The sequence below is a fragment of the Aliarcobacter vitoriensis genome (assembly GCF_003316695.1).
GTDB classification, from domain to species: Bacteria; Campylobacterota; Campylobacteria; order Campylobacterales; family Arcobacteraceae; genus Aliarcobacter; species Aliarcobacter vitoriensis.
Genome location: NZ_PDKB01000010.1, coordinates 85,973 through 102,573 on the forward strand (window position 1 = coordinate 85,973; position 16,601 = coordinate 102,573).

General features: G+C 26.6%; 15 protein-coding genes. 5 read left to right on the forward strand and 10 right to left on the reverse strand.

The features are described 5' to 3' along the window. Position 1 precedes the first annotated feature (1 nt). Positions 2–1,084, reverse strand: coding sequence for a peptidase M42 (locus CRU91_RS07085; RefSeq protein ID WP_113894524.1), 1,083 nt, complete (start codon positions 1,082–1,084; stop codon positions 2–4). Between the two features lie 216 nt (positions 1,085–1,300). On the opposite strand from CRU91_RS07085, the gene CRU91_RS07090 reads away from it, so the two are divergent. Further along, on the forward strand, positions 1,301–2,887 hold the full coding sequence (locus CRU91_RS07090; RefSeq protein WP_235826971.1) for a nitrite/sulfite reductase: 1,587 nt from the start codon (positions 1,301–1,303) through the stop codon (positions 2,885–2,887). A 139-nt stretch (positions 2,888–3,026) separates the two neighbouring features. On the opposite strand, the gene CRU91_RS07095 is transcribed toward CRU91_RS07090, so the two are convergent. The 9 genes from CRU91_RS07095 to CRU91_RS07135 form a co-directional block, all read right to left on the reverse strand. Beyond that, positions 3,027–3,533 (reverse strand): hypothetical protein, encoded by a 507-nt coding sequence (locus CRU91_RS07095; RefSeq protein ID WP_113894526.1) that lies wholly within the window; start codon positions 3,531–3,533, stop codon positions 3,027–3,029. Beyond that, positions 3,526–5,085, reverse strand: coding sequence for a PepSY-associated TM helix domain-containing protein (locus tag CRU91_RS07100; RefSeq protein WP_113894527.1), 1,560 nt, complete (start codon positions 5,083–5,085; stop codon positions 3,526–3,528). The genes CRU91_RS07095 and CRU91_RS07100 overlap by 8 nt, the downstream gene beginning before the upstream one ends. A gap of 9 nt (positions 5,086–5,094) precedes the next feature. After that, a complete protein-coding gene (locus CRU91_RS07105) occupies positions 5,095–5,397 on the reverse strand; it encodes a hypothetical protein (protein WP_113894528.1) in 303 nt (100 codons plus the stop codon). Between the two features lie 11 nt (positions 5,398–5,408). Further along, on the reverse strand, positions 5,409–7,469 hold the full coding sequence (locus CRU91_RS07110; RefSeq protein ID WP_113894529.1) for a TonB-dependent siderophore receptor: 2,061 nt from the start codon (positions 7,467–7,469) through the stop codon (positions 5,409–5,411). A 119-nt stretch (positions 7,470–7,588) separates the two neighbouring features. Continuing rightward, positions 7,589–8,569, reverse strand: coding sequence for a helix-turn-helix domain-containing protein (locus CRU91_RS07115; protein ID WP_113894530.1), 981 nt, complete (start codon positions 8,567–8,569; stop codon positions 7,589–7,591). Between the two features lie 21 nt (positions 8,570–8,590). Then, a complete protein-coding gene (locus tag CRU91_RS07120) occupies positions 8,591–9,523 on the reverse strand; it encodes an ABC transporter ATP-binding protein (RefSeq protein WP_113894531.1) in 933 nt (310 codons plus the stop codon). Further along, positions 9,520–11,088, reverse strand: coding sequence for an ABC transporter permease (locus CRU91_RS07125; protein WP_113894532.1), 1,569 nt, complete (start codon positions 11,086–11,088; stop codon positions 9,520–9,522). The genes CRU91_RS07120 and CRU91_RS07125 overlap by 4 nt, the downstream gene beginning before the upstream one ends. Then, the gene (locus CRU91_RS07130; protein WP_113894533.1) at positions 11,079–12,086 is read right to left on the reverse strand and encodes a Fe(3+) ABC transporter substrate-binding protein; all 1,008 of its coding nucleotides are present in this window, start codon (positions 12,084–12,086) and stop codon (positions 11,079–11,081) included. The genes CRU91_RS07125 and CRU91_RS07130 overlap by 10 nt, the downstream gene beginning before the upstream one ends. Positions 12,087–12,267: 181 nt before the next feature. After that, the gene (locus CRU91_RS07135) at positions 12,268–13,044 is read right to left on the reverse strand and encodes an SDR family NAD(P)-dependent oxidoreductase (protein ID WP_113894534.1); all 777 of its coding nucleotides are present in this window, start codon (positions 13,042–13,044) and stop codon (positions 12,268–12,270) included. Between the two features lie 119 nt (positions 13,045–13,163). Here CRU91_RS07135 and CRU91_RS07140 point away from each other — a divergent pair, with 119 nt between their 5' ends. From CRU91_RS07140 to CRU91_RS07155, 4 genes are all read left to right on the forward strand, one after another. Continuing rightward, positions 13,164–13,769, forward strand: a complete 606-nt coding sequence (locus tag CRU91_RS07140; RefSeq protein WP_113894535.1) for a TetR/AcrR family transcriptional regulator — start codon at positions 13,164–13,166, stop codon at positions 13,767–13,769. Between the two features lie 202 nt (positions 13,770–13,971). Continuing rightward, on the forward strand, positions 13,972–14,541 hold the full coding sequence (locus CRU91_RS07145) for an anthranilate synthase component II (RefSeq protein ID WP_113894536.1): 570 nt from the start codon (positions 13,972–13,974) through the stop codon (positions 14,539–14,541). 1 nt (position 14,542) lies between these two features. Beyond that, a complete protein-coding gene (locus CRU91_RS07150) occupies positions 14,543–15,742 on the forward strand; it encodes a glycosyltransferase family protein (protein ID WP_113894537.1) in 1,200 nt (399 codons plus the stop codon). Then, complete coding sequence (locus CRU91_RS07155; RefSeq protein WP_113894538.1) at positions 15,739–16,371, forward strand: type II secretion system protein; 633 nt, start codon at positions 15,739–15,741, stop codon at positions 16,369–16,371. Before CRU91_RS07150 ends, CRU91_RS07155 begins: the two co-directional genes overlap by 4 nt. The last annotated feature ends 230 nt before the right edge of the window (positions 16,372–16,601 follow it).

The following is a 16,601-nucleotide window of genomic DNA, read 5'->3' on the forward strand; positions in this document are numbered from 1 at the left end:
TTTAGTTTGTAGTTATATATAAACTACTTAAAATAAATAAAATTGCCTTAACTGATTCTATTGAAGCTGTTTCATCGACTGTATGGTAGCCTGTTGTTGGGATTTGCAATGTTGTTCCTTGAATCTTTCCTTTTGATTCCATCACAATTCTTCCAAGTTCAGTACTTCCTAAACTTAAAGGTTTTAAACCTTGTTCTATTCGAATCTTATTTTTTTCTTCAATAAACTTATCTTTACAAGAAAATGATAATTTGTTTTTTTTACAAAAACTTTTTAGCTGTTTTAAAATAGGCGATTTAAATCTTGCATTTACGTCTTTATTTCTCAAAACTACAAGTTGTTTATTCGCTTCTTCTCTACTTTCGTAAGGACTTGTATCCAATACAAGAAGTTCATTTGTGCAAAGATTTTGTTTTTTAAACCATTCATGTACAAATCTCCAAGATTTTCCTGCTTCTTCTTGAGCTGTAAAAAATGCAGTTCCTTGAAATCCATTTTGATACAAATATATGATAATTGCTGCTGAAAGAACATTGTCTAATTGAGCAGATATTAAATTATCATTTTGTTTTAACTTATCACTAAATGCTATTGGAGTTGCTGGTTGTAGATGAGAAAGTCCTTCTATTTCAAAGATTAAATTGTTTATTTCTTCTTTTAAAAAGGCATTTTTTATAGTTCCCATTCCTAAGTAACTACCGCTATAAGGTTCATAAGCATGGACTTGTTGGTTGATATATCTTTGAGAGATTAGTTGGAAAGTTTGTTCAGATACTGAGTTTCCTTTTAAATCAGAACGATTTTTTGCTAAAAATGCAGCAAATTGGAACTCATTTGGACCTGTACAAATAACGCCATGTCTATCAATGTGTGCACTTAATATTCCATTTTTTGGATTATTACCAAGAGCAACTAATAAACCATCATAATGTTGAGTTTTAATCCCTAATTCTTCAAGCTCTCTTTTTATATATACTAAAAAAGAGTGTTCGGCTCCTGTTACAGATGGAACACGAATAAGTTGCTTTAACAAATCTAAAAAAAGATTAAAATTTTTTGGCTCATTTATCAATGAATTAACCAAAATTAACTCCTATAATTTTAGATAGAATAAAAATTATTCTATGCGTGGAATTATAAACTATAAAGTTTTTTTTTATTCTAAAATGAAACTTAATTTTAAAATATTAAAGTATATTATTTTAATCAACTTTATTTTAATCTGTATTTAAAAATATAGAGATATAATTTTGCAAATTTATTGTAAAATTACAAATTAAAAAATTATAAGGGATTAATTATGGCAGAATTATCAGCACTTGAACAACTTAAAGCTTCAAGAAATCCACTAAGAGTAGTTGAAGATTTATATAAAGAGGCGTTAGAGGGGATTCCTTTAAGTGATGAATATATCGGACTTTTAAAATGGTATGGTATGTATCCACACATAAACAAAGATGGTCTTGAAGATAAAAAATATTTTATGAAAAGAATTAAGCTTGTTGATGCAAGGATGAATTTAGAACAACTAAAAGTTATGAGTGAAATTGGAATGAAATATGCTCAAGGTCTAGTAGATTTTACAACTAGACAGAATGTTCAATTTCACTATATAGAAATTAAAGATATTCCAGCTATTTTTGATTTATTAAGTAGTGTAAATTTGACTTCAAGAATGGCATCTGGAGATGGACCAAGACCTATTATGACATGTCCTGTTAGTGGAATAGATGATGGTGAGATTTATGATGTTGCTAAACTTTTAAAAGAAGTTGATACATATTTTGATAAAAACGATGATAGATTTTGTAATTTTCCTAGAAAATATAAAATTGGAATTAGTGGCTGTAAATGTCATTGTGCAGCTCATGAAGTTCAAGATGTTGCATTTACTGCTTTTAAAACTAAAAATGATGAGGTTTTATTTGATTTAACTATTGGTGGAGGATTATCAAAATCTAAACAAATTGCAACTAGGGCAAACAGATATGTAAAACCAGAACAAGTTTTAGATGTAGCGGTTGCTTGTGCAGAGATTTTTAGAGATAATGGAAATAGAAGTAATAGAAATAAAGCAAGAGTAAGACATCTTTTAAATGATTGGGGAATTGAAAAATTTGTTGAAGAGATAGAAAAAGCTATTGGATATAAACTTCAAATTGGCGAAGTTGAGCCAATTATTGCTTCGTATGAAAATAGAAATCACTTTGGAATAAACAAACAACAACAAGTAGGTCTTTCTTATGTTGGATTTGCAACAAATTCTGGAAGAGTTGCTGGGGAAGATTTTGTAAAATTCTATGAAATTTGTAGTAAATATGGTGCTGGAGGAGTTGCTCTAACTGGAACTCAAAACTTTATAGTTTATGATATAAAAGATGAATTTGCTCAAAGTTTAGCAGATGAATTTGAAGCTTTAGGGTATCCATATAAACCAAATCCATTTAGAGCAAGATTACAATCATGTACTGGAAAAGAGTTCTGTAAATTTGGAATTACTGAAACAAAAGAGTATGCAAAAAAAGTTGTAGTTGAACTTGAAAATAGATTTCCAGATTTTAAAGAAGACCTAACAATTGCTATTTCTGGATGTGGAAATACTTGTTCTCATCCACAAATTGCTGATATTGGATTTGTTGGTGGAATGATGAGATTTGATGGAGAAAGAGTAGAAGGATATGATGTACTAATCGGTGGAAATTTAGAAGGTACAAGTAAAAGCCGAATTGCTAGAAAAATAGGTGTAAAAGTTCCAGCTACTGGAGTTGTTGATTATATTGAAAGCCTTTTAAATGACTATAAAACTGATAACTTAGGACAAACAAGATTTAAGGATTATCTAGCTGCTTTAGAGCCAGTTGGTGGTGCTAGTAGTGATGATGAATAGTTGATTTATTCAACTATGAGTTCCAAGATAGTAAAAGGAATACTATCTACTGCTATCAAGAAATTTTAGTCGAAATTTTAATACTTAAGTAAAATCTATCTTGAAACCCATAATTCAATAAATAGAGAGTTTTAACTCTCTACTTATTATCTTCTAATTTTTTTAATATTTTATTTGTATTTATTATACTTACAAGCATTGTTGCAAAAAGTAGTAAAAAGGCTAAAAATATACTTATTGTTACAGCAGGACTTGATGAAATTTGCATCAAACTTCTACTAGGTTTTTGTTCTTTTTTAGCTTCAGGTTTAGCTACTTGTTCTACTTTTTCAAATCCATTTGGTGGAGCAATTCCAATTTTTTCTTCTTGATGATCAGCTCCTCCACCATCTAAAACTACTTTATATGGAATTTTTGGAATATCGACTATCAAATCATCATCAGTTAATCTTTGTTGAAAAAGTATTTCACCAGAGTGTAAAGCTTCAAGCTTTACCAATGCCCCTGATGCACTTTCTCCCGTATTAAACTCTCCTGCAATAGTTATTGTTCCATCTTTATTGTCATCTACATATAAAACTAAAGAGTGAGCAAAAATATATAAAGGAGATAGTAAAAGTATTGCTATTTTAAATATTTTATTCATCTGTTTTTCCTTTGTTTAAAATCTTAGCTAGTATAAAATCTTCTCTTTTTTCTGGAAGTTTTTTGCCTAAATATATTAAAAAAATTCCAAATAAAACTAAAGTAATATCAACTGCATAATAACTATTTTTTATAAGTTCTAAATCAAAACTTATCAAGTGCATTAAAACAGCTAATATAAATAAAATTCCTCCACTTACTAAAAACTCTTTACTAGCTTGATAAGAGTTAATTCTATAAAATGACCAAAAAAGTGTAAATAACCAAACATTATAAAAAAGTCCTTGTTGCCATAAAACTCTATCTTCTAAATCAAATGGTAATGTCCATTGCAGTAAAAATAAAACTGCAACAGCAGGAATAACTCCTACCATTGTTGCTGTTGATAGTTTTCCCATCCAGTGATAAAAAGTGATTTTTCCTTCAACTTTTTTTGCTTTTTTCTCAAGCCATAACATCACACCAAATCCAATAGCAACTCCACAAAGTACCATCAAAATAGCTATAATAGTTCTTGAAAAAATATCAATACCAAATAAAAAGTGTAGAAAGAATAATCCTTCAGCTACAAATACTGGAATAGTATTGTCCAATACTCTTTTATTCTCTAGTAATTCCCCTGTATGAGCATTGAGTGCTACATAAGGAATATTAAATATTCCACCATTTAAAAATGGTTTATAAGGGTTGTAAGCTATAAATTCAGCTCTTGCAGTTGTATCGTTCCAGTTTAAAAGTTTTATTTGTTTAAATGTAAGTTGTGGATTTATTTCATTAGCTTTTTTCATCAACTCATTTAAAGGAAGCATTTTCGCTTCAATATTCTCTTTTTTTACAGGTTTGTTTTGTGGGAAAAGTGTAGAACCTACAAGTTCATCTATTGCTTTTGCTTCACCTTTTGTGAGTATTTTTGCCATAGGTGGAGCAGATATTAATCCTAAATTCATAACTGCACCACTTATTGTTATAAGTAAAAATGGTAAAAATGCCCAAGTAAATATTTTGACATGAATAGTTGAAAATAATCCTTGTTGATTTTTTGCTCTATACCTAAATTTAAAATAGTAAATTAAAATTAATCCAGTTATCACTAGAGCCAAAGTTCCAACAGCTGTAAATCCAAAAGCTAATCTACCTATTAATTGTAATGGGTACCCATAATGAAGTTGATTTAAAAATTCAGCTAGATTTGTAACTTCTTTATTTTCATCTTCTAGAATCTCTTTTGTTGTAGGATTAAAAACTACTGGTTTAACGAAACGGTTCGTAACGCTAACTGCTGTATCTCCAAGTCTTCCCGGTAGATTTATAAGAATGTTATCTCTTGGGAAATCTGGATTTTTTAAAGCAATCTCTACCATAAAGTTATAGTCAATTTTTTTAATATCAGATCTTTCGATATATCTTGAAGGTTTTTCCCAATTTTGAATATGTGGTAAAAATATAGCAAATACTCCAAAAAATATTGCAAGATACATAATAATAGAAAAAGTAATACCAGCAGCTATATGAAGAGCAAAAAGTCTTTGTTTAAATAGTTTTGATTTTTCCATAATTTTTTCCTAATATAAAATATAAAGTGATATTGCAAAAATCACAGTAGGAATTACAGCTTTTAATAGTGCTTCAAGTTTTGTATAAGATAGTGCTATCCAAGTAAAAGTACATGCCCAAGCAAAGGTATTGAACATAATTGATATTATTCCTGATTGTTTAACTTCCATAGGTATTATGAAAGCTAGTAATGTCATACCTAAATAAGCAACAAATAGACCGCCAAAAATGGCGATCATTGTTCTAAATAGTCCTATTTTCTTTCCTGAAATTTCAGGTGTAGCTAAATATAAATAAGCTTTTTTTAACATATTTTATTCTTTTAGAATTTATAAGAAACAGATGCTAAGAAAGTTCTAGGAGTTCCTACATATACTCTTGTCCCCCTTGCATCACTAATAAGTGAACCATCAACATATTCTTTATCAGTTAAGTTTTGTACACTTAAGTTTGCTCTCCAATTACCTTTTTTATACCCAATAGTTGCATTGTAAGTGATTACTGAATCAAGTTCTATACTATTTGTTTCATTTGCATATTTACTACCCAAATATTTAACTCCACCACCTATATAAAAATCAGGAAGATTAATTGAAGCTAATTTATAAGTTGTAAACAGATTTGCAGTATGGTTTGGAATATTTATTAAATCATTATTGTTAACATCTTTATTTTTTGTATCAACATATCCATAAGAAGCAATAAGAGATAAATTTTCTGTGATATCTCCACTTAAATCAAGTTCAAAACCTTTACTTTCTTGTTTTCCACTTGCTTTATAGTAAAAAATAGGACTCCCTATAACTATATCACGAGTAGCAACATTTTCTTTTTCTATTTTAAAAATAGAAGCAGATAAATCAAATTTATCATCAAATAGTTTTTGTTTAATTCCAAGTTCATATCCTTTCCCTTTCTCTGGGTCTAAGACATTTCCATTTTTATCAATACTTGTAGTCGGTGTAAATGATTGAGAATAATTTGTAAAAATAGTTGTTTGTGGAGTTACATGATAAACTAAACCAAATGATGGAGTTGTAGCATCACTTTTTTGACTATTTTGAGGTTTTACTTCATCATATCTAATTCCAGCACTAAAAATTATAGAGTCAGTTATATTTATATTATTTTGTAAAAATATTCCATAACTTTCTACACTATTTTTTGGTACTGACATATTTGCTGCATTTGGATGGTCTTTTAAATTTGTAAGATGTTCATAATTTGGATTTGAAAAATTTATAGGATAAAATGTATTCATATCTGCAAACATAATTTGTTCTGAATAAGCTTTGTTATAATCAGCTCCAATAGTAAATCTATTCTTTATACCAAATATATCAAATTCTTTATTTAAAGTATATTGAGAAGCATGTTCTTGATATTTTTGGTTTTGTATAGCAAAGAATCTTAATAAATTACCTGTTGCTTCTTGATACATAAATGGGAATGCAACATTTTCATTTTCTCCAACATAATCAATATATCTATATCTAAAATTAGAACTCCAAGTATCAAAAATACTATCTAAATCAAAACCAGCAATTTTTTGTGTTTTTTCAAACTCTTCATCAGGATGTGAACTCATATTTTTTATAGGAGCTACTAGTTTTCCTTTATTATTTACATAAGTTCCAAAATTTGATGGAGTTTTTTCATCTGTATATTCAGTTACAAAAGTAATAGTATTATTATCATTGATATTATAAGCTAAGCTAGGAGCTATAAATATTTTATTTGTATCTGTATTGCTATTTGTCCAACCTTCATCATATTTTAAAACAGATGTTAATCTAAAATATAAAGATTTGTCATCATTCAAACTTCCTCCAATATCAAGTTTTGGACTATAAGATGGATTGTCTGTGGCTTCAAATTCTATTGAAGCCAAAGAGTTTTTTGTAGGTTTTTTTGTAACTAAATTTACTAATCCACCTGGACTTGATTGTCCATATTGTAAACTGTCAGGACCTTTTAAAACTTCAACTGCTTCAAGATTAAAAATTTCTGGATGTGCTAGTTTATTTGTAAATCTTATTCCGTCAAATAAAATAGGAACTCCTGAAAAACCTCTCATTGATATATCATTTGTTCTTCCATGATTATCGCCTGTGTAAACCGTATTTGATGACATGGTTATAATATTTTCAACATTTTGAGAAGATGAATCTTCTATAAAATTTTTATTAAAAGTTTGAATAGATTTTGCTGTATCTTCTTTTGACATTTGAGTTCTATTTAACTCTATTTTACTTTGATAATTATAGCTTGTAGAACTATTTACTGTAATTTCATCTAGTCTTGTAGTTTCATTTGCATTTAGGAGACTTTCACTACTAATAGTTAAAATTGTAGCAACAGATAGTGCCATTTTTATTTTCATTCTCTTTTCCTTTTATTTAATTTTTTAGATTGGAATAGTATAAAAATAAATAGTTGTTATCAATATTTAAGAATCATAAAAAGGAAAAATTAAACTAAAAAAGGGAAATTTATAATATTTTAATAAGCAGTAAATTGTTTTTTATATTCACTTGGAGTTATTTTGAAATAGTCGGTAAATAATTTACTAAAGTATCCAGAGTGTTTATAGCCAACTTTTAAAGCAACTTCATTTATATTAAAATCATCTTTTAACAATTCTTTTGCTACTTCGAGCCTTCTTTTTTGAAGCATGTCTAATATAGTCATTTTAAAATATTGTTTAAAATCTTTTTTAAGATAACACTCATTTGTTGCAGATTTGTAAGCAATATCTTTTATAGAAAGATTTGAACTGTACTCTTTCATAATTATATCTTTAGCTCTTTCTAAACTTGAAAGTCTATTTTTGTCATAATTTATAAAATCATTATTCAAAACTTTTGCTATTTTTTCTACAGTATAGTGAAGTAAATTCATACTTTTTGATTCTAAATACAGGTTTTTCAATAGATCTTCATCAAAACAACTACTATTAAGTGTATTTAAAATTTCAAATTGTTCTAAATCAATATTTCCATTGTATATATGAGTTCTCATTTTTATATAAGCTTCATTCATATAACTTTTTATATTTTCAATAGGAGAACCGAGTTTTAAAAAAAGTTCTTTTTTAATTGCTATCATAAAAGTTGTATAATTTTTACCTTTTTTTAAATGATTTTGAGCATAATATTTATCAGAAATAAGTTCTAAAAAGAAATCATTAGTTCTTAATTTAAATTCTTTGTCTTCAAATGTATAATTAAGAGGTTCTCCTAGATTGAAAATAAAAGTTGCTCCTGCAACTCCACCACTTTGTTCGATTAATGTAATATCTTGGTTTGGAGTAAAATTTCTAATTAAAACAGCTATACCATTGCCCATATCATACCAAAAATATTTTCCATCTCCTAAATTTTTATTTATAGATCTTATATGGATTAATCTTTCAAATGGATTCAATATCTCTTTTTCTAATTCAACAAAAGTACAAAATTCAACCTTTGGAATACTACTCATAAAAATATCCTTTGTTATAAATCAAAAATTTAAAACTTTATCTTCAAAACTTAAATTTATAGTTTCTCCAATATTAGGGCTTCTATCAAAACTAGTTATCAATAAATCTTGCCCATTAACCTCTGCTATGATTTCATTAAAATTTCCATAAAAAATATTTTCTTTTACGATAGCTTTTATATTTCCATTTTCACAAATTTTTATATTTTCAGGGCGAATATAAGAATTATCTCCTATTTTTGTAAATTTTCCTAAAAAATTTGCACAATATAAATTAGATGGATTATGATAAAGCTCTTTTGAAGTTCCAACTTGAAGAACATCACCACCAAACATAATAGCAATTCTATCTGATAAAAAAAATGCATCTTCCTTATCATGAGTTATAAAAAGTGCTGTTATATTGAAAGATTTTATCATCTCTTTTAATTCAGTTCTTAGAATATTTCTTAATTCTGTATCTATGTTACTTAAAGGTTCATCTAAAAGTAATATTTTTGGTTTATTTATAATAGCACGTGCTAGTGCAACACGCTGTTGTTGTCCTCCACTTAATTCATGTGGATATTTAGTTTCATGACCCTTTAGTTTTGTTTTTTCTAAAATATCTTCTAGTTCCTTTTTTGAAGCATTGCTTCCAAAAAGTATATTTGAAGATACATCAAGATGTGGAAGTAGGGCATAATTTTGAAAAACTATTGCAACTTCTCTATCTCTTGGTTCTAAATTTATATTATTTGAAAAAACCAATTGTTCATCAATAAAAATTTCACCTTCATCAGGCTTTTCAAGTCCAGCTAACATTCTTAAAAATGTAGTTTTTCCACTACCACTAGTACCTAAAATAGTAAAGATTTCACCTTCATTAAAAGATAAATTTATATTATTTGCTACACAAACATTACCTTTACAAAATGATTTTTTTAAATTTCTTATATCTACAATTTTTTTCATTTTCTTCTTCTTACAAATTTTGAATTTAATAATAAAACTGCAACAGCAGTCGTTAAAACAAGGATTAATGAAGGGAACCCAGTTTTATAAAGCATTTCATTTGTTGCTAATTCATATATTCTTATAGCTAAAGTATCAAAGTTAAATGGTCGTAAAATCAGTGTTGCAGGAAGCTCTTTAGCTATATCTATATAAAGTATTAAAAAACCACTTATTAAATAAGGTTTTAAAAGTGGTAGATAAATTTTAAAAATAGATTGAACTTCATTTTTACAAAATATTTTACTTGCATCATCTATACTAGCATCTATTTTACTAAAGCCATTCTCAACTGAACCAATACTTGATGCAAAATATCTAGTAGTGTAAGCAAAAATTAAAATTATAAATGAGCCACTAAAGAAATATATTCCTAGACTATTATCTATAAAATTTGCAATAATAATCAACCCAACAGCAACAACTGCTCCAGGGATTGAATATCCTAATATGGATAATTTGTGAGTAATATTTGATATTCTTGAAGGAAATTTTCTTATAAAATAAACTATACAAAATGCTAGAAGTACTATAAATAAACTTGATATAATATTTAAATTTAAAGTATTAAATAATAAATCAAATGCTTCAAAATCTAAAGTGTGAATATCCAAGTAAGTCCAATAAATTAAAATGGCAGTTGGAATAAATAGTGTAAAAGAACTGATAAAAAAAGATACTAAAAATGCTAAAAGATTGTATTTCCCAGTCAATTTTATTTTATTAGCTTTTTTTGAACTATGAGTTGAACTTGTAAATCTTAATTTTTTCCTAATATTATGTTCGACCAATAAAATAGAAAAAACAAAAACAAGTAGAACAATAGCTACATTTATCGCTCCAGCTAAATCTCCATAACCAAACCAACTTTTAAAAATACCAACACTAAAAGTTTCTATTCCAAAATATAAAACTGTTCCATAATCACTTAATGTTTCCATAATAGCAAGTATTGTTCCTGCAAAAATTGCTGGATAAGACAATGGTAAATATACTTTGAAAAAGGCTTTTATAGGATTTATTTTTTGTAAAGATATTAATTCTGTTACTGTTGATGAAAGAGATGCAAAAGATACTCTTGCTAAAATATAAACATAAGGAAACATTGCTATTGTAAATATAAAAATTGCTCCACTCATATTTAAAATATCAAGTTTTATTGATGTATTATTTAGTATTTGTGATAAAAGACCACGAAATTCAAAAAATCCAACATAAGTATATCCAAAAATATAAGCTGGATAAGCTAAAGGTAAAACAAAACAAATAGCGAAAAATTTACTTCCAAAATATGTAAATCTTGCACTTAAATATGATGTTATAGTTCCTATGATGATTACAAAAATAGCCGTTCCTAAAATCAAATGAGTAGTGTTTAATGTATACTCTATTAAGAAATCACTTTGTAGAAACTCTTTATTAAATGAACCACTAAATATAAAATATGCTATTAAGATTAATATTGGTAAGGCTATACATAGCCCCAAAACTGGAGCTATGTAGAATTTTAAATTTTTTATTTCCATTTCCCTTTTGTTGCTATTTCAACTGCTTTTTTTGTATATTTTCCAACTTCATTTAAAGGGATAGTATCTTCTTTAAATTCACCCCAAGAAGCAACTATACCAGCTGGTTTTACTTTTGGATTTACAGGATATTCATAATTTCCTTGTGCTAAAGCACCTTGTGCATCAACACTTGTTAAAAATTCTATTAATTTTACAGCATTATCTTTATTTGGAGCAAATTTTGTAACACTAGCCCCTGAAATATTTATATGTGCACCAGTTGTTTCTTGTGAAGGGAAAAATACTCCAATAGATTTTGCTATTTCTTCATCAACTTTATCACCACTATTTGCCATAACTCCAACATAATAAGAGTTTACAATAGCAATATCAGCTTCTCCAGAAGCTACTGCTCTTATTTGATCTTTGTCAGCACCTTTTGGATTTCTTGCAAAGTTTTCAACTAAACCTTTTACGAACTCTAATGCTTTATTTTCTCCATGATGAGCAATAATTGAAGCTAATAAAGATTTATTATAAGCGTGAGTTGAAGTTCTAGTTATAACTTTACCTTTAAATTGTGGTTTTGTAATAGAAAAATAGTCTCCTAAATCTTTAGGGTTTACAGTTTTTGGGTTATAAACAAAAAGTCTTGCTCTTTTTGTAAGAGAGAACCATTTCCCATCTTCATCTCTTAAATGACTTGGAATATTTTCTTCTAAAGTTTTTGATTCTACTTTCTGAAGTAAATCTCTTTGTTTTGCATCATATAAATTTCCAATATCAGCAGTGATAAGTATATCAGCAGGAGAATTTGCTCCTTCAATAGCTAATCTTGAAACTAACTCTTCAGCTTTTGCTGTTACCAAATTTACCTTAATACCTGTTTTTTCTTCAAATTGTTTGAATAAAATTTTATCTGAATCGTAATGTCTTTGAGAATAAACATTTACTTCATTGTTTGCAAATAGAAAACTTGAAAGTAAAAGTGAACTTAATGCTAATTTTTTAATCATTATATACTCCATTTTTTAATTTGAACTTGAATGATATAATATTTAAACTTTAAAAAAAGTTATAGTAAGAATGGTTATTAGGATGTTGTAATTATATATTACAAACTCCTATACTTTCTTCCAGCATTTTTAATTTTAATAAATTCTAGGTTATTGTATTTTCTATTGATTTCATAAACTACTATACCTCTTGTATTTGTCTAACATATTTTAAAAATATTTTTTTTGGTACAAATGGTATTATTCTTATCATTATATTTTGAAAACAACCAACACCAGAAATTTTATCTAACTCACCTTTTATCATGGCATTATAACCATCTTGAGCAACACTTAGTGCAGAAACAGCCTTATCCAAAAGTTTTGTTTTATCAACTCCTGAAGTTGCACCAAAATTGGTTTTGGTTGCACCTGGAAGCAAATTTGTAACTGTAATATTTGTATCATATAATTCTTCACTTAATGCATTTCCCCATGAAGTTACATAAGCTTTTGTTGCATAATATACTGCTTGAAGTGGTCCAGGTAGTAATGAAGCAATTGAAGATATATTTAAAATCTTTCCACTATTTCTTTTTTTCATATCAGATAAAAATAAATATGTTAGTTCTGTTACAGCTATTATATTAAGATTAATCATGTGAGATTGTCTTTCCCAAGAAAGTTCATCAAATTTACCTAATAATCCAAATCCTGCATTGTTAAATAAATATTCTATATTAATATTTAAAGCCTTTACTTTTTCATATACCTCTTTAGCTGATCCTATAACTGATAAATCAATTATTATATTTACAACTTTTACTGAAAATTTAAATTCTAATTCATTTTTTAAACTTATCAAACTATCTTCATTTCTTGCTACTAAAACTAAATCTCCACCTTTACTTGCATGAATCTTAGCTAATTCTTTTCCTATTCCTGAACTTGCACCAGTTATTAAAGCTACATTTTTCATTTTATTCCTTTATTATTTAAACCATACTCAAAAGTTTAGTGTAAGAAATCTTAAATATTAATTAAACTAAACGGTTTAGTTTGAATAGCCCTTAAGTTTTTATTTGTTAAAATTCTATTATGAAAAGAAATAGACCATTAAATCAAGAAAAAAGAAATGCTATTATAAAAGCTGCTATTGAAGAATTTTATACAAGAGGGTATGAAGCTTCTAGTATGGATACAATATCTAAGGAGGCTAATGTCTCTAAAGCTACTGTATATAATCATTTTAAAAATAAAGAAGATCTATTCTTAGCATTAGCACATATATTACTTGAAAAACTTGAAAAGAGTTTTCAATATGAATATGATAATAACAAAACAATAGAATTTCAATTAAAAGAAATTGCGTATAAAGAATTAGAGTTTTTAAATGACAATGAAAATATGAAATTAATTCAAATTTTAACAGTTGTAATGATTCAAAAAAATGAGATTGGTTTAAAATTATTGGCTTATGAAAGAGATGACTGTATGGATATGACTTCAAAATGGTTTGAGAAAGCTAAAGAAAATAAAAAATTAGATTTTGAAAGTTCTTTATTTGTATCTAAACAGTTTATAGGAATGATTAAATCATTTGCTTTTTATCCACAAATCTATGGTGCAGCTAAATTGACATCTGATGAACAAAATAACTTAGTAGAAAAAGCTGTGCAGATGATAATAAAACAATATAGTTAAATATTATTAATTTACATATCATAAAAATTTGAGATTAAACATCAATTAGATATAATCAAGAACTTTTATGCTACTTTTAGCGTACTCTTATAAACTGTATAAAATACTAAAATGAGTAGTAATTAATTAGCATGATTTTTAATATTTTAGAATAAATTTTGTATAAATCCATAGAAAATATGGCTTAAAGGATAAAAATAAAATGATTTTAATGATTGATAACTATGATAGCTTTACATATAATATTGTTCAATATTGTTTAGAATTGGGAGCAGATTTAAAGATAATTAGAAATGATGAAATGAGTTTAGAAGATATAATAGCTTTAAATCCTAGTAAAATTATAATTTCACCTGGTCCAGCAACTCCAGATGATGCTGGTGTTTGCCTTGAAGTTATAGAATATTTTTCTGATAAAAAACCAATTTTTGGTATTTGTTTAGGGCATCAAGCCATAGCACAAGTTTTTGGTGCAAAAGTTGTAAGAGCAAAAAATATGATGCATGGAAAAACTTCTTTAATAAAAGTTGTAAAAGATACAAAAATCTTTGAAGGATTACCAAAAGAGTTTACTCAAACAAGATACCATTCTTTAATTGTAGATAAAAATGATTTACCAGAAGATATTATTGTTACTTCAAAAAGTTTAGATGATGAAGAGATAATGTCTTTGGAAATAAAAGATAAACAAATTTATGGTGTACAATTTCACCCAGAGTCAATTATGAGTGAACATGGGCATAAGATAATAGATAATTTTTTAAAGATTTAGAATGCTTTTAAAAAGTAAATATACATTATATTTTTATATATTATTATTTTTTATTGTATGTTTACTTTTTATACAAACACAATTTTATCTAAGTATCTCATATAAAGAAGCTTTAAATTTTTATGAGAATAGTTCTATTTTATCATTTATTACGCAAGCTTCTGTATATTTATTTGGGCAAAGTGATTTAGCATTAAGATTACCTTTTATATGTATGTATATTTTTAGTGTAGTTTTAATGTATAAAATTACTGAAAACTATTTCAAATATGAAATGGATAGATTTATATCAATTTGCCTTTTTATGGTCTTACCAGGAGTTTTGAGTGCCTCACTTTTAGTAAATACGGCAATAATTTGTATATTCTTAACTCTTTTATATATCTACTATTATGAAAAATATGGTAAACACTTATATTATTTGTTACCGTTTTTACTATTTGTTGATAACTCTTTTGCAATACTTTTTTTGGCTCTTTTTTTATTTTCGTTTAAAACTAAAGATAGAAAACTTTTATATTTCTCAACAATTTTATTTGTTCTATCTATATTTATTTATGGAATATTTACTGATGGGCGTCCAAAAGGTTTTTTAATAGATACTTTTGGAATATATGCAGCTATATTATCTCCAGTTTTATTTTTATACTTTTTATACTCTTTATATAGAGTATTAATAAAAAAAGAGATGGATTTGAGTTGGTATATAGCTTCAACAGCACTTCTTTTATCTATTTTAGCATCATTTAGACAACGCATATATATAGAAGATTTTGCTCCTTATGTTGTTGTGGTTATTCCTGCAATTGTAAAAATATTTTTGCATTCATATAGAGTTAGATTAAAAGAGTTTAGAACAACTTATAATATTATAGCTATAACAACAATTTTATTTTTATCAATTAATATTTTGTTTACATTTGTAAATAAACCAATTTATTTACTTCTTGAAAGAAGCGATAAACACTTTGTACATCAATACCATTTTGTAAAAGAACTTTCAAAAGAACTTAAAAATAGAAATATCAATGGTGTTTTTTGTGATGATAAGTCTTTAGCTTTAAGGCTAAAATTTTATGGAATTAAAGAAACAGAAGATTACTTTTTATCAGAATTTGAATTTTATGGTTATGATGAAAAAATATCAATTAACTACTACGATAAAGAACTTTTTAGAGTGTATATAAAAAAATTAATATGAAAAAATCATTTTTCCTAATAGAATTTATTATAGTAATAGTTATATTAGGGATAATTTACTCAATTTTTACTCCGAAAAAATACATAAACAAATTAGATGAAGTTACGAATAGAATTTTAATATATTTACATTTTACAAGATTTAAAGCTTTGAGCGATGATGTTTATTCAGAAGAAAAAGATAGCAAGGGAGATAATCTTTGGTATAAAGGTAGATGGACTATGAAATTTATGCGATGTTCTGAAAATAAAGGTGGAGGAATTTATTTTCGTATTTATTCAGAAAAAAATGATAAAGGACATGCTGGTCAAAAAGAGAGTCTAAAAGATCCACTGTCAAATAAATATATTTATAATACAAATGCTTGTAACAATAATATTGAAAATAGTCCATTTGTGCTTTTAAAAAACTATGATATAAAAAAAGTAGATATTAGTTGCAATTCTACTGATTCTTTAGGGCAAATATCTTTTGGTGAAGATGGAAAAGTTTACTCAAGAATATCAGAAGCATATGATTTTGAGATAAAAAAACCTTGTATTATAAAATTTATATCAAATTCAAATGATTTTAGAGAAATTGTTATTCACCCAAATAGTGGTTTTATCGAGTTTTTAAAAAATAAATAAACAAATTCAGGAATTTAAGCGAATATTAATAAAAAACTCTTGACAAATAAGAAAAAAGCGATTATAATTCCCGTCCAATTTGACCAGATAGCTGGGAAGGTTGAGATCTTTAAAGTTTGATAGGTTTAGAGAGGGTAATCTTTGTAAACCGAATATATATGTTAAAAGAAAAAATTTGTACAAGTAGTAATATTTAACCTAGAGATGGGGATAGATATTATTTAAAATAC